A 20,368-nucleotide genomic window follows, 5' to 3' on the forward strand; every position below is an offset into this window, starting at 1 on the left:
CCCCAAGCATTGGGATTTGACGCCGAGGAAACAACCTCTGGATCATAGCGATCTTCTCCATACACAACCGGATGGAACGTCCCATGCTTTCAGGCTTCGATGGGCTCCGCTTCAATCATTGGCACACCGAGCTGCGGCAGGACGGCATCGCCGTGCTCAGCCTCGACCGCAAGGACAGCCCCGTCAACGCGATGTCGCAGGACGTGCTGCTGGAATTGGGTGACATCATCGAGCGCCTGGCGATCGATCCGCCCAAGGGCGTGGTGGTGCGCTCGACCAAGCCGGCCGGCTTCATCGCCGGCGCCGACCTGAAGGAATTCCAGGAATTCGACCGCCGCGGCACCGTCAATGACGCGATCCGACGTGGCCAGACCGTCTACCAGAAGCTGTCCGAGCTGCCCTGCCCGACCGTGGCCGCCATCCACGGCCACTGCCTGGGCGGCGGCACCGAGCTGGCGCTGGCCTGCCGCTACCGGGTGGCCTCCAACGACGCCTCCACCCGCATCGGCCTGCCGGAAACCCAGTTGGGCATCTTCCCGGGCTGGGGTGGCAGCGCACGCCTGCCACAGTTGGTCGGCGCCCCGGCGGCGATGGACATGATGCTGACCGGGCGCACCCTGTCGGCCTCGGCCGCGCGCGCGATCGGGCTGGTCGACAAGGTGGCCGCACCTGCGGTGCTGGTGGACGCGGCGGTGTCGCTGGCGCAGTCGGGCACCACCCGGCCGTTCAAGCAACGTGCCACCGCGTGGGCCACCAATACCTGGCTGGCGCGTAAGATCCTGGCCCCGCAGATGGCCAAGCAGGTCGCCCGCAAGGCCAGGAAGGACCAGTACCCGGCGCCGTACGCGCTGATCAGCACCTGGGAGCGCACCGGTGGCAGCCCGATCCAGAAGCGCCTGGACGCCGAGCGCCGCGCGGTGGTCAAGCTGGCCAGCAGCCCGACCGCACGCAACCTGATCCGCATCTTCTTCCTGACCGAACGGCTCAAGGGCCTGGGCGGCAAGGATTCGGGCATCCAGCACGTGCATGTGGTCGGTGCCGGCGTGATGGGCGGTGACATCGCCGCGTGGGCGGCCTACAAGGGCTTCACCGTGACCCTGCAGGACCGCGAGCAGCGCTTCATCGACCCGGCCATGACCCGCGCCCAGGCACTGTTCGAGAAGAAGGTGAAGGACCCGGCCAAGCGCCCGGAGGTCGCCGCGCGCCTGAAGGCCGACCTGGCCGGCGACGGCGTGGCCCAGGCCGACCTGGTGATCGAGGCCATCATCGAGAACCCGGAGGCCAAGCGTGCGCTGTACCAGTCGCTGGAGCCAAAGATGAAGGCCGATGCGCTGCTGACCACCAATACCTCGTCGATCCCGCTGGTCGAGCTGCGCGACCACATCCAGCGCCCGGCGCAGTTCGCCGGCCTGCACTACTTCAACCCGGTCGCGCAGATGCCGCTGGTGGAGATCATCCACCACGACGGCATGGCCCCGGAAACCGAGAAGCGGCTGGCCGCGTTCTGCAAGGCGCTGGGCAAGTTCCCGGTGCCGGTGGCCGGCACCCCGGGCTTCCTGGTCAACCGCGTGCTGTTCCCGTACATGCTGGAAGCGGCCACCGCCTATGCCGAAGGCATCCCCGGCCCGGTGATCGACAGGGCGGCGGTGAAGTTCGGCATGCCGATGGGGCCGATCGAGCTGCTCGACACCGTGGGCCTGGACGTGGCTGCCGGCGTGGGCAAGGAGCTGGCACCGTTCCTGGGCCTGCAGATCCCGGCGGCGCTGGCGACCGTCGAGCAGGACAAGCGCGGCAAGAAGGACGGCCAAGGCATCTACAAGTGGGAAAACAGCCGTGCGGTGAAGCCGGAAGTGGCCAAGGACTACCAGGCCCCGGGTGACCTGGAAGACCGCCTGATCCTGCCCCTGCTCAACGAAGCGGTGGCCTGCCTGCACGACGGCGTGGTCGCCGATGCCGACCTGCTCGACGCAGGCGTGATCTTCGGCACCGGCTTCGCCCCGTTCCGCGGCGGCCCGATCCAGTACATCCGGTCGGCCGGGGCTGATGGCCTGGTCGAGAAACTCAAGGTCCTGCAGGCCCGCCATGGCGACCGCTTCGCGCCGCGCCCGGGCTGGGACCTGCCGGTGCTGCGCGAACCGGTGGCCTGACGGTTCACCCGACCACCCTGTGGAATACGAAAACGGAGCCTGCAAGGGCTCCGTTTTCCTTTCGTGGCCGGTGCGGCTGCCGGCTTCGCGGCCCAGGTCGCTCCTGCCGGCAGGTGCTCAGCGATGGACGTGGCCGTGATGGCCCTGCGCGTCCGGGCCGTGATCGTGATCGTGATCGTGATCGTGATCAGCCTGCGGCTTCGGCACGGCGCAGTCATCACCGCAATGGTCGATTTCCATCTGCAACGTCACATGGTCGATCGCGAAGCGCTCGTGCAGCAGGTCAGCCAGCTGGCGACGCAGGTTGTCCTGCTCGCGGCCGTCGGTGATCACCACGTGCGCGGTCAACGCCGGGGTGCTGGATGCCAGCGCCCACACGTGCAGGTCGTGGATTCCCGCCACGCCGTCGTGGCTGCGCAGCGCCTGTTCGATGTCGCCCAGCACCACGCCCTTCGGCACGCCTTCGAGCAGCACGTTGATCGCATCACGCAGCAGCACCCAGGTGCGCGGGATCACCCACAGGCCGATCAGCACCGCCAGGATCGGGTCGACCAGGGTCCAGCCGGTGAAGTGGATGATCAGGCCGCCGGCGATCACCGCCACCGAACCGAGCATGTCGCTCCACACTTCCAGGTAGGCCCCCTTGATGTTCAGGCTCTCGCCGCTGCCGGCGCTGAGCAGGCGCATGGCGATCAGGTTGACCACCAGGCCGAACGCGGCCACCCACATCATGCCGGTCGAGGCGATCGCCTGCGGTTCGCGGAAGCGATCGACGGCTTCCCACAGGATGTACAGGCCCACGCCGAACAGCAGCAGGCCATTGACCACCGCTCCCAGCGCCTCCAGGCGGGCGTAGCCATAGGTGCGGCGGGCGTCGGGGGGGCGCCGGCTCAGGCGAACGGCGGTCAGCGCGATCACCAGGCCGATGGCGTCGGTAGCCATGTGCGCCGCATCGGACAACAGCGCCAGGCTGTTGGTCCAGAACGCGCCTACCACTTCGACGATGAGGTAGGACGTGGTCAGGCCCAGCGCCCACCACAAGGGCTTCTCGTGGCGGATCTCGCTGGGCAGGTGGTTGTGGTCGTGGCTCATGGCAGGCTCCAGGAAACAGGGCCAGCTTAGTCAGGCGCGTGCGGCGGAGACTATTACATCGCCTACATCGCCGCACGCGCCCATGCGCGTGTTCAGCGCGGGCCGAGCACGGTCTGCAGGTCGGCCCCCTGCGGCAGGCCCGAGCGCATCTGCACCGCGCCATCAGCGTCCTTGAACACGATGCCCGGCGTTCCCTGGAACCCCAGTTCCATCATCAACATCTCGTTGGCGCGCAGCTGGGCCTGCACCTCGGCCGGCACGCTCGCCAACGGCTTGATGCCGCCCTTGGCGAAGTTGCGCTCGTTCTCCAGCAGCGCCTGCTCCGGCGATGCCGCTGCCAGGATGGCGGCAGCCTTGTTGGCGCTGTCCTGGCGGATCACGCCGACCAGGATCTCGCGGATCTGCACCTTGCCCGCCTCCACCCACGGCCGCGCGGCTTCCCAGAAGTGGTTGCAGTACGGGCAGTTCGGGTCGCTGAAGGCATAGATCACGCGCGGGGCGTCGGCCTTACCGTCTGCCACCCAATGGCTGGCTTCCACCTTGCTCCATGCCTGCGCGCCCATCGGGCCGGACACCAGTTCCTTCAACTTGCCGGCACCGATGTCCTCGCCCTTGGCGTTGACCAGCGTGCCGACCACCGCGTACTGGCCATCCTTGGACACGTAGACCGCCAGCGGTTGCTGGCCTGCCGCACCGGCGTAGCCGGTCAGGCCCAGCGGCGTTTCGAAGGTACCCATGAACTCCACGCCCTGCGTGCGCAGCGTCCGGATCACTTCCGGCTCATTGGCCTGGCCCGGCGTGGCGGCGGACGCAGCAGGTGCCTGCGCCTTGGCCGGCTCGGCATCACGCGCACAGGCTGCCGGCACGAGCGCGGCGGTGGCCAACAGGAACAACATCGAACGGGGGCGGATCATCATCAACCTCGTCATCAGGATTTGGAATTCATTGCAGCTCACGCAGGCGCGTTTCCAGCGTTGCCCGCGACAGTTCGCCCATGTGCACGTCGCGCAGACGGCCATCGGCGCCAAAGAACAGGGTCGTCGGCAATGCGCGTGCACCGGTCTGCTGCATCACCGCCGAGTCCGCGTCGAGCAGTACGTTCTCCAGCCCGAGCTGGCCCGACTGCAGGAAGTCGATGACCTCCTCCGCTGTTTCGCCCTGGTTGGCGAACACGAAATCGACCGATGCATGCGCCTTCTGCGCGGCAGCCAGCACCGGCATCTCGCGCCGGCACGGGCCGCACCAGGTCGCCCACAGGTTGATCACCACCGGCTTTCCGGCGAAGGCCGTGAGCGGCGCCGGTTGCCCCTGCAGGTCCTGCAGCACCGTTTCGGGCAAGGGAATGGAAGCACGCTGCAACGCGAACAGGCTCATGCCACCAATGGCCCAGAACGCCGCACCCGCGGCCAACCCCAGCAACACCGGCTTGCGCGGCACCCCCGCACGCGTCCTCCACAACGCATACGCGGCAGCCACCAGCACGCCGGCCCAGATCGACCAGCCGCCATCGCCGAGGCGGATGATCGACAGTGGCTGGGACAGATAGTCCGGCGCATGCAGGAGCACGTGCACCAGGCGCGCGCCCAGCAGCGCCAGCAACAGCGCATCGAGCACGACCGCGCCGGTGCGGGTGCGCAGGCCGTCGACGGCCGGGACCAATGCACGCGCGAAAAACCACGCAATGGCAAACGCCACCAGCGCGATCACTGCCATCATCGGGAACGGCCCGGCGCTGATCACAGCGCGCTCCGCATATCAGGAAAAGCCATGCAAACAGATTGGACGGCAGCTGGAGACTTCCGCACACTACTTCCTAAAGTTACCGTTGAATTTGCCGATACAGGGCACCTGCCTGCCGGCGGTTGCCTATCCTACGCATGAAACCTGCATCTCCCCACTCCTGCGATCCCGAGGCTTGCCCGCTGGTTGCTGGCTGGCAACAAAGCCTGGCCGCCGCAGGCCCCGCCGCCCATGCACTGCTGGCCGCGATCGCCAGCGACCACGCCCCGGCATTGGCGGCCCATTTCTACAAGGTCATGCTGAACGACAGCCGTGCATCACGCTCGATGTCGCACGACCAGGTGCGGGTGCGATTGCAGCCGGCCATGCAGCGCTGGCTGACCGGACTGCTGGGCGCGACGCCGGACGACGTCGAGCAGTTGCTGGCCGCGCAACGCGTGATCGGCGACGTGCATGCGCGCGTGGGCATCCCGGTGGACCTGGTCACGCGTGGCACGCGCGTACTGAAGCAACGCATCTTCAGCCTGATCGTGGAGCAGGCCGGGCACGGCGAAACCGCGCACGCGGCAATCGCCAGCCTGACCGCATCCTTCGACATCGCGCTGGAAGGCATGACCCTGGCCTATTCCAACGCCCGCGAGCGTTCCTCGCGCACGGATGCCGCCTACCGGCTGTTCTCGCTGGTGCAGAACGTCAGCACCGAGCGCGAGCGCCAGCGTGCACTGCTGCTGGACTGGGAGAACACCCTGCTCTACGCCCTGGCAAGCACGGGCCGGATGCCCGGCTTCCAGTCATTGGCGCGTTCGGAGTTCGGCCTGTGGTTCACCCACAAGGGCATTCCCAGCTTTGGCGAGAGCACCGAGACCAACCAGATCCTCCACCTGATCGCGGAAGTGGACCGGCTGCTGGAGCACACGCTCTCCAGCCACGAGGACGCCACCCTGCGCGCCGCGCAGCTGCAGGACGTACGCATGAAGGTGGGCCAGGTGCGCAACCTGCTCGGCATGCTGTTCGAGCGCATCGGCGAACTGGATGCCGGCTGCGATGCGCTGACCAACCTGCTCAACCGCCGCTTCCTGCCCACCGTGCTGCGCAGGGAGATCGAACTGGCCGAGAAATCGGCAGGCAGCTTCGCCGTGCTGCTGCTGGACCTGGACCACTTCAAGCACATCAACGACGCGCATGGCCATGAATCCGGCGACCGCGCACTGCAGCATGTGGCCGGCATCCTGACCCAGTTCACCCGCGGCAGCGACTACGTGTTCCGGTACGGCGGCGAAGAGTTCGTCGTGGTGCTGGTCGCGGTCGACCAGCGCCAGGCGCTGGTGATCGCCGAAGGGCTGTGCCGTCGCATCGCCGATTCACCGGTGGCCCTGGCCGACGGGCAGTTGCTGGACGTCAGCTCCAGCATCGGCGTGGCGATGTACGACGGCCACCCCGACTACGAGCGGGTGATGGCGCGCGCCGACGCGGCGATGTACCAGGCCAAGAAGCAGGGCCGCAACCGCGTCGTACTCGGCGATGAAGGACTGCCGACCGCCCCGGGCCGGGCCGCGTTGCAGCGCGGCTGAGGCCGACCATCGGCACATGCCTGGCGGCATGGCGGCGGCATATGCTCGGAGTCGATGCCGCCCACCTCCGCCGCCTGCTCCCTGCCGATGTCCCTGCTCCGCGCCGCCACCCTGCTGCTGTGCCTGCTCCCGATGATCGCGGCAGCCGCCGAACCGGTGGCGCCTGCCGAACACGTCGATGCCGATGGGCCCTATGTGTTCCGCAACGGCAAGCGGTTGCAGGCGCACTGGATCTGCGATGACCAGGTGGTCTCGCGCACGCTGCGGCAGCGCCTGCGCGGCGCGCGGCTGCCCCCGCGATGCGGCTATCCCCATCCCCTGCGTCTGGCCGCACCGGTTGCATCGGCGGCTGCCGTACTGCCCGCGGTGCCGCGCATCGTGGCGGTCTCCGACATCCATGGCCAGTACGATCTGCTGGTCCGCCTGCTGCGCGCACACCATGTGATCGACGCACGGGATCGCTGGTCGCTGGGCCGCGACACCCTGGTGGTGGCCGGTGATGTGTTCGACCGGGGCCCGCAGGTGACCGAAGCCTTCTGGCTGCTCTACAGCCTGCAGCAGCAGGCCGCCGACGCCGGTGGCGCGGTGCATTTCGTCCTTGGCAACCACGAAACGATGGTGCTCTACGACGACCTGCGCTACGTCAATCCCAAGTACCTGCGCAGTGCGCAGCGGTTGGGGCGCAGCTACCCGGACCTGTACGGTGCCGACTCGGTGATCGGACAATGGCTGCGCACTCGCCCGGTGTTGCTGCGCATCGGCGACACGCTGTTCCTGCACGGCGGCATTGCACCGGAAGCGGTGCAGATGGCGCTGGCGCCGGAGTCGACCAACGCGGCCTACCGCGCGTCGCTGGGCAGGCCCAAGGCCGAGGTGAAGGCGGACCCGGCCACTGCACCGCTGTATGACGGCAAGACCAGCCCGATCTGGTACCGCGGCTACTTCGATGGCCGCCTGGATGCCGGTGGGGTGCAACAGGTGCTCGACCAGCTCGATCTGCGCCGCATCGTGGTCGGTCACACCTCGATGCCGCATGTCAGCCAGTTCCACGATGGGCGCGTGATCGCCATCGACAGCAGCATCAAGGACGGCCAAAGCGGGGAACTGCTGTTCATCGAGAACGACCAGCTCAGCCGCGGGCTGCTGGATGGCAGCCGTGTGCCGCTGGCCGAAGGCACCCTCGACGCGGACGACTGACGCCCAGCCCACGCCGAAGTGTTGCAATCCGCAACACCCGCGGCCCACGCCCGGCCGGTTTCCGGCGCCGCGCACGCTCACGGATTCTCACCCGCACGGGAGCCGGTCACGCCTTGCCCGCATCACAAGGGGCGTGTGCGGCTGCCCATCGCCGGATTTCGACTTTTTTCGGTTTGTTTCACATTCCTGTTATGAAATCTGGGTCAACGTGACCGAGGGGGAACGTCGCCGGACATCGGGAACTGCCAGGCGACCACACTGAGAACAGAAGCCGCGCACGGGCCAGCGCCTGTCGCGACGTGGTGTTTTGCATAGCTTGGGACAGGCGATGAAACCACGAAAACTTGCGATGCTGCCGTTGCTCCTGGCCCCGGGAGCCGCTCTCGCCCAGGACTCCGTCGGTGCCCTGAGGCAGGAGATCACCCAGGTGCAGGCACACCTGCAGGCCCTGACCGCGCGCCTGGACGCGCTGGAACGCGAACAGGGCAAGGATCCACCGCCATACACGCCAACAAGCCCGTCGCCCGCGCAAGCATCTGATACGCAGGCGACGGCGCCACTGGCGCAAGCTGAAACCGCAGCGTCCCCCACCCGTGGCGCGGCCGCCGCACCGTCCATCCTGCCGCCACGCGACTCGGTCGCCGACCCGTCCACGGCGGCATCGCGCCCGGACAACGCGCCCTCGCCCACCGATCCGGAACTGAAGGGCTTCTTCGCCATTCCCGGCACCGAGACCCTGATCCGCCTGGGCGGCTACGCCAAGCTCGATGCCATCGCCGACAGCCGCGCGGCCGGTGACAACCAGCAGTTCGTCACCTCGTCCATCCCGGTCGGCGGCCCGCATCGCGATGTCTCGCATTTCGACATGCATGCCAAGCAGACGCGCTTCAGCTTCGAGGCGCGCCGCCCAACCACCCACGGCAACCTGCGCTTCTACCTGGAGAACGACTTCTTCGGCAGTAGCGACAGCTATGAATTCCGCCTGCGCCATGCCTATGGGCAGCTGGGCAACACCTACGCCGGCTACGGCTATTCCACGTTCATGGATGCCGACTCGCTGCCGGACACCCTGGATTTCGCCGGACCCGGTGCAGCCGGCTACCTGTTGGTGGCCGGCATCCACCACAGCTTCGCGCTGGGCAAGGGCAACACCCTGACCCTCGCTGCCGAAGACCCCGACTCACAGCTGGCCAATCCCGGCGATGCCGACATCAGCACCGAGCGGCTACCCGACATCAGCCTGGTCGCACGCATGGAGCGCGACTGGGGCCACCTGCAGCTTGGCGCGGTCGCGCGCAGCCTCGGCTATGACGGCGACGGGCGCAGCGACCGTACCTTCGGCGGTGGCCTGCAGTTGAGCGGCTCGTTTGCCATCGCCGAACGCGACCTGCTGTTGTTCGGCGTGGTCGGCGGCAAGGGCATCAGCCGCTACACCGCCGACCTCACCGGCTCGGGGCTGGATGCGGCGATCAACGCCAACGGCCAGCTCAAGGCGCTGCCGCTGTATGGCGGCTTCTTCGGCTACACCCACTACTGGTCGGACATGTGGCGCTCGAACCTGATCTACGGCCAACTGCATCTGGACGACGCCGACGCGCTGGCCCGCGATGCCTTCCGCCGCAGCCAGTACGGCGCGCTCAACCTGATCTGGAGCCCTGCCCCGTCCTGGACGATGGGCATGGAGGTGCTTTACGGCCAGCAGCGCCTGCAGGACGGCCGCAGCGCGGACACCCTGCGCGTGCAGGGCAGCCTGCAGTACAGCTTCATCAAGTAGCCAGCCCGCACGCCGGCAGCAGCGCGGCCGGCCGCCAGCTATCGAGAACGTCCACCGCCTTTCCCTGTAATCACACCGGCATCCCCGGTGAAAGGAGACACCCATGGCAGGTCAGAAGAAAATCGGCGTGGTCGGTGCAACCTTCCTGGTCGCCGGCAACATGATGGGCTCGGGCGTGTTCCTGCTGCCCTCCAGCCTGGCCAAGATCGGCACCGCCTCGATCTGGGGCTGGCTGATCACCACCGCCGGCGCACTGCTGCTGGCGTTCGTGTTCGCCAAGCTCGGCAAGCTCGCCCCGCAGGCCGGCGGCCCCTATGCCTACGCACGTGACTGGTTCGGCCCGTACATGGGCTTCCAGACCAATACCATCTACTGGTTCGCCAACTGGATCGGCAATGTGGCCATCCCGATCGCGGCGGTGGGCTACTTCAGCTACTTCTTCCCGATCCTGTCCCAACCGCTGCCGCGCTGCATCGCGGTGCTGCTGCTGGTGTGGGCGCTGAGCTTCGCCAACGTGATCGGCCCGGCCTTCGTCAGCCGCGTGCAGACGGTGACCACCAGCTTCGCGCTGGTGCCGATCCTGGGCATCGCGATCTTCGGCTGGTTCTTCTTCGACCCGACCATCTTCAAGGGTGCCTACAACGTCTCCGGCGAATCCAACTTCGGCGCGGTATCCAGCGCCGCGGCGCTGACGCTGTGGGCCTTCATCGGCGTGGAATCGGCCTCGGTCACCGCCGGCGTGGTCGAGAACCCGGAGAAGAACGTCGCCCGTGCCACGCTTGCCGGGGTATTCCTCGCGGCGATCGCCTACATCGCCAGCTCCTCGGTGATCATGGGCATGGTGCCGAACGCGGACCTGCAGGTCTCCGACGCGCCGTTCGCCCTGGCCGCGGCCAATGCGGTCGGTGGCTGGGGCGGTGCGCTGGTCAGCCTGTGCGCCTTCATCGGTGCGGCCGGTTCGCTCGGCGGCTGGATCCTGCTGACCGCGCAAAGCGCCAAGGCGGCCTCGGACGACGGGCTGTTCCCCAGCATCTTCAGCAAGATCAACAAGGACGAAGTGCCGGTCAAGGGCGTGCTGATCGTGGCGGTGCTGATGACCCTGGCGGTGCTGATCACCTCCACCTCGGAAACCGCGTCGGCGCAGTTCGACGTCATCACCTCCGCGGCGGTGGTGCTGACCCTGCTGCCCTACATCTACTCCTGCGTGGCCTGCTACTTCGTGGTGGAGCGCTCGCACACGCTGGTGCATACCGGCGCGTTCTGGGTGCTGACCAGCATCACGGTGGTGTATTGCCTGTGGGCCATCTTCGGCTCGTCCGGCACGATCGTGCAGTACGCGTTCCTGTTCGTGCTGTTCATCACCGTCTTCTATCCCTTCTTCAGCGAAGAACGCCGCAAGCAACGGCTTGCCCGCTTCTCGCCCACCGGCACGCCGCGTGCCGCTTCGAACTGAATCCCCCGCTCGGTAGAAAAGGAAACCACCATGTACTTCAAGTCCCTGGACTATCCCATCGTCATCATCGACGCGGACTACGAGTCGCCGCGCATCAACGGCATCCTGATCCGCGCCCTGGCCGACGAGCTGCGCCACAACGACCAGCGCGTGCTGTGCGGCCTGACCCTGGATGACGCGCGCGCCGGCGCACGCACCTATGTGGCCGCCTCGGCGGTGTTGATCTCCATCGACGGCACCGAGGAGAACGACGACCAGTTTCAGCAGCTGCTCGCCTTCCTCCGCGAGCAGAGCAAGCGCCGCGCCGACCTGCCGGTATTCCTGTACGGCGACCGCCGTACCATCGAGAAGGTGCCGAGCAAGCTACTCAAGTACGTGCACGGCTACATCTTCCTGTTCGAGGACACCAAGAGCTTCATCGCCCGCCAGGTGATGCGCGCGGCCGAAGACTACATGGCCACGCTGTTGCCGCCGTTCTTCAAGGCGCTGATCCACCACGCCGCCGAGTCCAACTATTCCTGGCATACCCCCGGCCACGCCGGTGGCGTGGCGTTCACCAAGTCGCCGGTGGGCCGTGCGCTGCACCAGTTCTACGGCGAGAACACGCTGCGCAGCGACCTGTCGATCTCGGTACCGGAACTCGGCTCGCTGCTCGACCACACCGGCCCGATCCGCGATGCCGAAACCGAGGCCGCGCGCAACTTCGGCGCCGACCACACCTTCTTCGTCACCAACGGCACCTCCACCGCCAACAAGATCGTCTGGCACGGCACCGTGGCGCGCGGGGACATCGTGTTCGTGGACCGCAACTGCCACAAGTCGCTGCTGCACTCGCTGATCATGACCGGCGGCATCCCGGTGTACTTCACCCCCAGCCGCAACGCGCACGGCATCATCGGCCCGATCAGCCTGGACCAGTTCTCCGGCGAGGCGCTGCAGCGGATGATCCAGGCCAATCCGCTGGCCAGCAAGGCGGCCAAGCCGGGTGCCAAGCCGCGCATCGCGGTGGTCACCAACTCCACCTACGACGGGCTCTGCTACAACGCCGAGAAGATCGCCGACAACCTCGGCACCGCGGTGGACTTCCTGCACTTCGACGAAGCCTGGTACGGCTACGCCGCGTTCCACCCGTTCTACGAGAACCATTACGGCATGGCCAAGGGCAAGCCGCGCGAGCAGGACGCGATCATCTTCACCACCCAGTCCACGCACAAGCTGCTGGCCGCGTTCTCGCAGGCCTCGATGATCCACGTGCGCAATGCCGCCACCCGCGAGCTGGATGCCGAGCGGTTCAACGAATCGTTCATGATGCACACCTCCACCAGCCCGCACTACGGCATCATCGCCTCCTGCGATGTCGCCTCGAAGATGATGGAAGGCGAGGCCGGGCGGTCGCTGGTGCAGGAGATGCACGACGAGGCGGTGGCGTTCCGCCGGGCGATGCTGCATGTCAGCGAGGACCTGGACCGGGACGAATGGTGGTTCAAGGTCTGGCAGCCCGATGGCGTGGAGCGCACGCTGGCCCATGAGGACCGCAGCAAGCCGATGGTCACTTCGCGGCCTGACTGGTACCTGCGTCCGGACGCCCGCTGGCACGGCTTCGACAACCTGGCCGATGACTACGTGCTGATCGACCCGGTCAAGGTCACCCTGCTCACGCCGGGCCTGTCGATGGACGGGGAAATGGGCAAGCTGGGCATCCCGGCCGCGGTGCTGAGCAAGTTCCTGTGGACCCGCGGCATCACCGTGGAGAAGACCAACCTGTACTCGGTGCTGTTCCTGTTCTCGATGGGCATCACCAAGGGCAAGTGGAGCACGCTGGTCACCGAGCTGATGGCGTTCAAGGACCTCTACGACGCCAACGCCCCGTTGAGCCAATCACTGCCCAGCCTGATCCAGGACCACCCGGCCGCCTACGCCAACTGGGGCCTGCGTGACCTGTGCGCGGCCCTGCATGCCTTCAACCGGGAGTTCCGCGTGGCCGAGGTCATGCGCGAGATGTACGTGGACCTGCCCGAACCGGTGATGACGCCGGCCGAGGCCTACAACCACCTGGTGCGCGGCGAGATCGAACGCGTGGACATCGACCAGATCAGCGGTCGGGTGGCCGGCACGATGCTGGTGCCGTATCCGCCGGGCATCCCGACCATCATGCCGGGCGAGCGCTTCGGCGCGCAGGATGAACCGATCATCCAGTCGCTGCGTATCGCCCGCGAGCAGAACGCGCGCTTCCCCGGCTTCGAGTCGGACGTGCATGGGCTGATCATCGACGACAGCGGCGCGCAGCCCAGCTACAAGGTGGAGGTCCTGAAGCTGTAACCGCCGGCGCGGCGCAGGGGGGTGCGGCAAGCGCCCTCACCCCAACCCCTCTCCCGCCTGCGGGAGAGGGGCTCTGGCACGGCAGATGCCCGCTCCTGCTTCAGCGGGTTGCACGGCAGCGGCGATGCCCCCGCTGCTCCCTTCTCCCGCCCCGGCGGGAGAAGGTGCCCGCCAGGGCGGATGAGGGTGCTTTGTGCTTTCCCTTCAGCCCGGTCGCACCCTGGCCGGGCACTGCCGCCCCCCGGAGAAGCGGCTACGATGCGGGCGACACCCGCCGCCCCCGCGATGACGGGAACCAACGGATGCACCACGGCACGCCTTGATGACCAGCACCGGCCAGGAACAACGCGTCTTGCAACTGTCGATCGCGGCGACCGTCCTGGTCGCGGCGATCGGTTTCTTCGGGGGCCTGCTGGCCCGGTCGCAGGCGATCCTGTTCGACGGCATCTACAGCCTGGTCGATGTCGCGCTGACCCTGGTGGCGCTGGCGGTACTGCGGTTGATGGCCAACGAACAGAGCCCGCGCTTCCAGTACGGGTTCTGGCACCTGGAACCGATGGTCGAGGCATTGGGCGGCGCAATCCTGAGCCTGGCCTGCATCTACGCGCTGGCCAATGCCGTCATCGGCTTCAGCGATGGCGGGCACGAGACACGGCTCGGCCCCGGCCTGGCCTGGGCGGCATTGCTGGCGGTGGTCGACCTGGTCATGGCGGTCTGGATCGGCCGCCACGCCCGCCGCCTGCAATCCGGTTTGCTGGCCCTGGATGCCCGTGCGTGGCTGCTGACCGGGCTGATGAGCCTGGCGGTGGTGCTGTCCTTCCTCATCGCCTTTGCCCTGCGCGGTGGCGCACACGCGCATTGGATCCCCTACATCGACCCGCTGGTGCTGGCCGCGATCAGCGTGGTGGCATTGCCGGTGCCGCTGCGCGCGGCATGGAAGGCCGCCCGTGAGGTGCTGCAGGTGGCCCCGGACGACCTGGACCGACGGGTGCGCGAGGTCATGCAGCAGTTCGTCGACGAACACGGTTTCGACGGCTTCACCAGCCACGTCGCCAAGATCGGCCGCATGCAGTTCATCGAGATCCACGTGCTGACCCGGCCGGACGCCCGGCTTGGCAGCATCGGCGACGTCGACCGCCTGCGCGACGGCATCGCCAACCGTCTGGACGCCCGCTCGGGCCGCTTCTGGCTGACCATCGACTTCACCTCCGACCCGGCCTGGACATGAGCACCTCCGCCCCGCGCAAGATGGGCCTGACCATGGCCACCATGCTGGTCGCCGGCAACATGATCGGCACCGGCGTGTTCCTGCTGCCGGCCAACCTAGCCATGGTCGGCAGCATCTCCTCCTTCGGCTGGATGATCGCCACCGCCGGGGCGATCGCGCTGGGCCTGGTGTTTGCCCGCCTGTCGCAACTCAACCCGCAGCCGGGCGGGCCCTATGCCTATGCGCGTGACACGTTCGGCAACTACATCGGCTTCGTCAGCAACTACGCCTACTGGTTCGGCAACTGGATCGGCAACGTCGCCATCGCGCTGGTGGTCACCGGCTACCTGAGCCAGCTGTGGCCCTGGCTGGAAGGCATCTACCCGCGGCTGGGGTTCACCCTGGCGGTGATCTGGCTGCTGAGCCTGGCCAACGCACGCGGCGCCCGATGGATCGGCGCGCTGGAGACCGGCACCCTGTTGCTGGCGTTGGTCCCGATCCTGGGCATCGCCATCGCCGGCTGGTGGTGGTTCGACCCGGACCTGTTCCGCGCCGGCTGGAACGTCAGCGGCATGAGCGACAGTGCCGCGATCTCGCGCAGCGCGTCGATCGCGCTGTGGGCCTTCATGGGCGTGGAGAGCGCGGCGGTCTCGGCCGACGTCATCGACGACCCGCGCCGCAACATCCCGCTGGCCACCCTGTTCGGGTTGGCATTGGCAGCGGTGATCTACGTCAGCTGCTCGCTGGTGATCATGGGCATGCTGCCGATGGAACAGCTGCGCGACTCCTCGGCACCGTTCGCCGAGGTGGCCAGGCTGATGATCGGCCCCTGGGGCGTGGTGGTGATCGCGCTGTGCGCCATCTTCAAGTCCGTGGGCGCGCTGGGCGGCTGGATGCTGCTGGTCGGGCAGTCGGCCAAGGCGGCCGCCGAGGATGGCCTGTTCCCGCGCGTGTTCTGCCGGCTCAACCGGCATGGCATGCCCGGCACCGGCCTGATGATCGTGGCGGTGCTGATGAGCGGGCTGCTGCTGGTCACCTCCTCGCCCACCCTGGCCCGCCAGTTCGACCAGCTCACCAACATCGCGGTGCTGCTGACCATCATCCCCTACCTGTTCTCGGCCGGCGCGCTGGTCGCGACCACGCTGGAGCGCAACGAGCAGGGCGCGCTGCGCGCCGGCTGCCTGTTCATCGCCGCCACCGCCGTGGCCTATTGCCTGTATGCGCTGGTTGGCGCCGACGCCCAGTTGCTGGCCTACGCCACCGTCGCCCTGCTGTTCAGCGCGGCGTTGTACCCGTTCTTCCGCCAGCGCATGCACACGCAGGGCAACCGGGACTGACCCCGGCCGGCTCGCCCGGCCTCCCGCTTCGTCCTGCCCGCGCCCAGCCACTACAATGCCCCCTTTGTGGCAGCCCCCTGCCCGGCTATCGAAGTGGAATGCGCGTGACCGAGAAAAAGCCCGAACACACCCCGTTGATGAAGCACGATGGATTCATCGGAATCATATGCAAGCAAGCCCTTCTGCAGCAATGACTCCGGCCCATTGGCGGCCGAACAGCGCTTAAAACGCAACACCGTCGCAACAAGCCCCCTGCAGCAAGCCCGACCCATTTTTGTTGATTGGAATCGATTCCAATGTCGGAGTCTGAGGAGATGAGACACGAGGGGTAGTAGGATTGAGTTGTCCCATTCACCTGGTCACTCAACAGCTGCCTGATGACGAAATCCATCCAGGTTATTTCTGCATCTAAGTTCGCTACAACTTTTGCCCTCCGACCCGAGCTTCACGCGTGGCTTCTCGGTGCCGGCGCTTCTGCGGCCTCCGGCATCCCGACCGGCTACGACATGATCCTGGACTTCAAAGCCAGGCTCTATTGCCAAGAGACCCGGTTCCCTCGCCGAAACGTTGATCCGAGTGATCCACTGTGGGTTCAGCGCATTGACGAGTTCTTCTCTCGCACCCCTCTCCTTCCGCCCCCTAACGATCCGACCGAGTATGCGGCCGCGTTCGAGGCGATTTATCCGCAAGAGACCCATCGTCGCCAATACATCGCTGACGCCATCAGCAAGGGCACCCCCTGTTTTGGGCACCGCATGCTGGCCGGTCTGATAAGCGCCTCAAAGGCTCCCTGCGTCTTCACGACCAACTTTGATCCTCTGATTGAAGAATCCAGCCTGCTGGCGGCATCGCTAATGCCCCCAGGAGCCGCGCGCAAGCCTACGGTGGCGACTCTAGACTCTGCACACCTGGCTACGCGCTGCCTGGATGAGTCTGACTGGCCCCTCATCGCCAAGATTCATGGCGACTACCGTTCAACATCCCTGAAGAACACCACGAGCGAGCTGGCTTCCCAAGACTATGATCTGCGCCGGGCTATGGTTGAAGCTTGCAAGCGGTTCGGTCTGGTCGTAGTCGGCTACAGCGGACGCGATTCCTCCGTGATGGAGGCGCTTGAGTCGGTCCTGGCCTACGAGAACCCCTTCCCAAGCGGCCTCTACTGGTGTGCGTCTTCCCGCTCCAAGCTCCTGCCGGCTGTGAATGATTTTTTGCAGAAGGCTGTGTCTGCGGGAGTCAGCGTCTTCATCATCGAGTCCGCGACGTTCGACGAGTTGGCCGGCGACCTGCTCAACCAAATCAGCCTTCCAAGCCCGCTGCTGGACCATGTCCTGTCGTTCCAGCCGACCCAGCTCGCAGCTCCCATCCCGGTGCGCACGGCGGAAGCACGGAAGTTCCCCGTGCTGCGCCTCTCCGCATTGCTGGTTGAAAGTCTCCCCATAACGGCAAGAAGAGTAGCCTTGGGCCGCCCATCCTCCATCGTTGAGGTGCGGGAAATGCTCAAGGCCACGAATTGCCGGTCGGCGGTGGCAATGGTTGGGAATGAGCTCGCAGCCTTCGGCAAAGATGCAGAAATCCTCGCTTCATTGCACAGTCTGAAACCAGTGCTAAACGGGCATTGGACGCTGGACCCCGTCCAAGACAGCTGGGCGCTAGGCCTCATCTACGATGCTCTCCTTCGCGCATTGGCTCGGCGACGACCGTTAATTCCGAGACTTAAGCGTTCCGGGCACTCGCTTATGGTTGCCAGCGCAAGGGTCAACGAAACAGACGAGCAGCGACATCGTCGCGAAAGCCAACTATCCAAGCTCAAGGCGGCCTATGGAAGCGAGCTCACGGGGAATAAGTTCGGTCGCAACTACAACGAAGCCATCTCGGTTCGGCTGGAAGAGATTGAGGGACGCTGGTGGTGCGGGTTTGACCCCTACACTGCCGTAGAAGCACCGCAAGATGAGCGGCTGACTCCTTCTGACACGGCCCAAGGCGACCCGCTGGGCTGGTCGACGCAGCGCAAGCCAGATCCGACCGCTGACTGGAGACGAGAGCGCTGGGCGACCAAGTACAACGGTGCTTGGGCCAACATCATCGACGCGTGGGCAAGCTTGCTCACGTCCCCACACGGCGCCACCTTTCACGCGTTCGGAATAGAAGATCAAGAGGGAGTCGATGCAGCCTTTCGCATTTCACCGCTCACCGGCTTCAGTCGTCCTGGACATCACGACAAATACTTTGACCGGAGGCAGTGATGGTAGATGTTTCTCGCTCGCAGCTACCGCCGCTGTCCTTGCTTTCGGAACCGGAGCTGGCCTTTTCTCCTGAGCACTCCGGGGGGCGAGACGTCCACCCCCTTCGCGGGCTGGCGCACTACGGCCCCTTCTCGTCCCAGACATTCAGCCAGTTCACGCCCACCGTTCGCATCGCCACAGTGGGCCCAGCAAGTGCGTTCTGGACTCGCGGCGCACTTATGGCATCGCTGAAAGAGCGACATGGGGCTAGCGATAGAAGTGGCTACGCCCCAGATTTTCCTGGTTTCGCCAGCATCTTCGGCGTGGACTTGGCTTCCTCGGACAAGGCCAACCACATCCGCTGGCCCGACTCCATCAACGATCTTCCAGGATCTGGCCCGCTTCAGCATCGCCTGGTGGCCGCCTTCGACGCAGCTCTCTCGCAACTAAGCACAAGACACGAACAGTTTGACGTGGTTCTAGTCCATCTCCCAGAAGCGTGGCTTCCTCACACGTCCGGGGACGGGTTCGACGCGCACGATGTCCTCAAGGCATTGGGAGCAAAGCACGGCATCCCAACCCAAGTGGTCAACGACCGGACCTTCAGCTTCTCCAACAAGGCTCAGCTGGCCTGGAGGCTGTCGATCGCACTCTATGTCAAAGCCGGCGGCATTCCTTGGAAGCTCGCCCCTCTGGCGGGAGTGCCCGCGGATACTGCCTACATTGGTTTGGCATACGCGCTGAAGAAGGTCAACGACGAAACCCACTTTGTCACCTGCTGCTCGCAGGTGTTCGACATGGACGGGGGCGGCATGCAGTTCGTGGCGTTCGAGGCAAAGGATCCGGTCAAGGACGTGCGCGAAGCACGAAGGAATCCGTTCTTGTCACGAGAAGACATGCGAGCAGTTATTGCCCGCAGTCTATCGATCTACCAACAGCGCAATGGGGGCATTCTTCCCCGGCGAATGGTCATTCACAAGAGCAATGCGTTCAAAGAAGAGGAGGTTCTTGGTGCTCGCGACGCCTTGACCGCCGTCCCCGAGGTGGAATGCATCGAGATCAGCTCCAGACCGACTTGGCGGGGAGTATGGCTGGTCAAATCCTCTGGTGGGACCGCGCGCACCCAGCCAGCGAGATACCCAGTCCCCCGCGGCACCTTCGTCCCCCGGTCGGGCACGTCCGCTCTTCTTTGGGCTGCAGGCAATGTTTCAGACGTTTCAAGCAAATCAGACTACTACCAAGGCGGGAAGAGCATCCCCCGTCCACTTCTACTGACCCGTCACGCGGGCAGCGGACCGCTGGAAACGATCGCCCACGAAACGCTGGCGCTGACCAAGATGGACTGGAACAACGACGCACTCTACGACCCAGTGCCCGTCAGCATCCGCTACTCCCAGAAGCTCGCCAGGACCATTTCCAATGTTAAGGACCTTCCCGGAAACAGCTATCCATACCGTCTATTCATGTAGCAGCTTCCCAATGCAAGGAGAACACGTTCAACGTAATGTTCGAACTGCGCCCAATGCCTTCATTTAATGGGTGTCGGACTTTCGTCGACGGCCAGATGGTTCACCCAAGCCTTAATCACTGCGCCGCGCCGCGCTCGCAATCATTAGCGCTGACCAATCAATCGACCAGGCATGTCTCTTTAAAACGCAGAGACATGTCGACATGGACGACGACTCCACTGCTCTCAGCGCAACCCTATTACGCAAGCTCTTCTATGGTTGGATTTGCAGCCAAGAAGGAGCTCCAGTCGGCGTCGGACGCCAACGAACCGAAAGGTTCCTTGGACGTCACCGTCAGGCCGATCGTATCTTTATGATGGTGCCACAAGGCAAAAACTTCGCCTGGTTGGTTTCGATGGAACGAGGACCAGGTAAGCCCATGAACGGTCTGCCCGAAACGTTGAAACAGTTCCAAGCCCATCGCTTGATAGGGGGCATATCGCTTGAACGCAACGTCTCTTCCATCCAGACCCAGATACTTTCGGTTCCGACCATCGATTCGAAGGAAAAGGGATGGCCGCTCTGAACGATAGCGCGCGACCTTGTAACTCTCGGCACGACGACGCAGCCACTGGTAGTTCCCGGATGGATTCTCAGAGAGAATGTGGCACTCCACTGCAACGGTTGGAATGTTTTTCCCCAGGTACAGCACAGCATAGTCGCCCTTATGCCCGTCGGGAGGATCCACCCGAGCATTCCGATACTTCTCCTCCGGCGGCTCGAGATGTGCGCCGTCGTGTCGAAAGAGGCGAACGAGGTCATTCTGGGGATCAAGCAGGACGACTTCCAAGTCACTAGCAT

The 20,368-nt window shown here is 65.5% G+C and carries 14 protein-coding genes; 10 read left to right on the forward strand and 4 right to left on the reverse strand.

All coding sequences use genetic code 11. The annotated features are described in order from the left end of the window. The first annotated feature begins 83 nt into the window (after positions 1-83). Positions 84-2,147, forward strand: coding sequence for a 3-hydroxyacyl-CoA dehydrogenase NAD-binding domain-containing protein (locus tag AC06FE_RS02870; protein WP_478072187.1), 2,064 nt, complete (start codon positions 84-86; stop codon positions 2,145-2,147). Positions 2,148-2,264: 117 nt separating this feature from the next. On the opposite strand, the gene AC06FE_RS02875 is transcribed toward AC06FE_RS02870, so the two are convergent. The 3 genes from AC06FE_RS02875 to AC06FE_RS02885 all read right to left on the reverse strand — a co-directional run bounded on the left by AC06FE_RS02875 (position 2,265) and on the right by AC06FE_RS02885 (position 4,979). Further along, positions 2,265-3,239, reverse strand: coding sequence for a cation diffusion facilitator family transporter (locus AC06FE_RS02875; RefSeq protein WP_478072188.1), 975 nt, complete (start codon positions 3,237-3,239; stop codon positions 2,265-2,267). 92 nt (positions 3,240-3,331) lie between these two features. Next, on the reverse strand, positions 3,332-4,153 hold the full coding sequence (gene dsbG / locus AC06FE_RS02880) for a thiol:disulfide interchange protein DsbG (protein WP_313251573.1): 822 nt from the start codon (positions 4,151-4,153) through the stop codon (positions 3,332-3,334). 28 nt (positions 4,154-4,181) lie between these two features. Beyond that, on the reverse strand, positions 4,182-4,979 hold the full coding sequence (locus tag AC06FE_RS02885; protein ID WP_478072189.1) for a TlpA family protein disulfide reductase: 798 nt from the start codon (positions 4,977-4,979) through the stop codon (positions 4,182-4,184). 137 nt (positions 4,980-5,116) lie between these two features. Between AC06FE_RS02885 and AC06FE_RS02890 the strand changes: the two genes are divergently transcribed. From AC06FE_RS02890 to AC06FE_RS02930, 9 genes are all read left to right on the forward strand, one after another. Continuing rightward, entirely contained in the window at positions 5,117-6,550 is a 1,434-nt protein-coding gene (locus AC06FE_RS02890) for a GGDEF domain-containing protein (protein ID WP_313251576.1), read from the forward strand. A gap of 87 nt (positions 6,551-6,637) precedes the next feature. Then, positions 6,638-7,747, forward strand: a complete 1,110-nt coding sequence (locus AC06FE_RS02895) for a metallophosphoesterase (protein ID WP_478072190.1) — start codon at positions 6,638-6,640, stop codon at positions 7,745-7,747. A gap of 349 nt (positions 7,748-8,096) precedes the next feature. Further along, positions 8,097-9,521: a DcaP family trimeric outer membrane transporter gene (locus AC06FE_RS02900; protein ID WP_478072191.1), complete on the forward strand. Its 1,425-nt coding sequence runs from the start codon at positions 8,097-8,099 to the stop codon at positions 9,519-9,521. A 103-nt stretch (positions 9,522-9,624) separates the two neighbouring features. Further along, positions 9,625-10,974, forward strand: a complete 1,350-nt coding sequence (gene adiC, locus AC06FE_RS02905; protein ID WP_192287342.1) for an arginine/agmatine antiporter — start codon at positions 9,625-9,627, stop codon at positions 10,972-10,974. A 30-nt stretch (positions 10,975-11,004) separates the two neighbouring features. Continuing rightward, on the forward strand, positions 11,005-13,293 hold the full coding sequence (locus AC06FE_RS02910) for an Orn/Lys/Arg family decarboxylase (protein ID WP_478072192.1): 2,289 nt from the start codon (positions 11,005-11,007) through the stop codon (positions 13,291-13,293). 352 nt (positions 13,294-13,645) lie between these two features. After that, entirely contained in the window at positions 13,646-14,521 is an 876-nt protein-coding gene (locus AC06FE_RS02915; protein ID WP_263863711.1) for a cation diffusion facilitator family transporter, read from the forward strand. Next, the gene (locus AC06FE_RS02920) at positions 14,518-15,837 is read left to right on the forward strand and encodes an amino acid permease (protein ID WP_478072193.1); all 1,320 of its coding nucleotides are present in this window, start codon (positions 14,518-14,520) and stop codon (positions 15,835-15,837) included. The genes AC06FE_RS02915 and AC06FE_RS02920 overlap by 4 nt, the downstream gene beginning before the upstream one ends. A gap of 377 nt (positions 15,838-16,214) precedes the next feature. Beyond that, positions 16,215-18,080 (forward strand): SIR2 family protein, encoded by a 1,866-nt coding sequence (locus AC06FE_RS02925; protein ID WP_478072194.1) that lies wholly within the window; start codon positions 16,215-16,217, stop codon positions 18,078-18,080. Beyond that, a complete protein-coding gene (locus AC06FE_RS02930) occupies positions 18,080-19,528 on the forward strand; it encodes an argonaute/piwi family protein (protein WP_141057172.1) in 1,449 nt (482 codons plus the stop codon). Before AC06FE_RS02925 ends, AC06FE_RS02930 begins: the two co-directional genes overlap by 1 nt. Positions 19,529-19,766: 238 nt before the next feature. Here AC06FE_RS02930 and AC06FE_RS02935 read toward each other — a convergent pair whose 3' ends face one another. Then, positions 19,767-20,357, reverse strand: a complete 591-nt coding sequence (locus AC06FE_RS02935; protein WP_158229528.1) for an RES domain-containing protein — start codon at positions 20,355-20,357, stop codon at positions 19,767-19,769. Positions 20,358-20,368 lie beyond the last annotated feature (11 nt).

It is taken from the genome of Stenotrophomonas sp. Steno-C18, assembly GCF_056393195.1.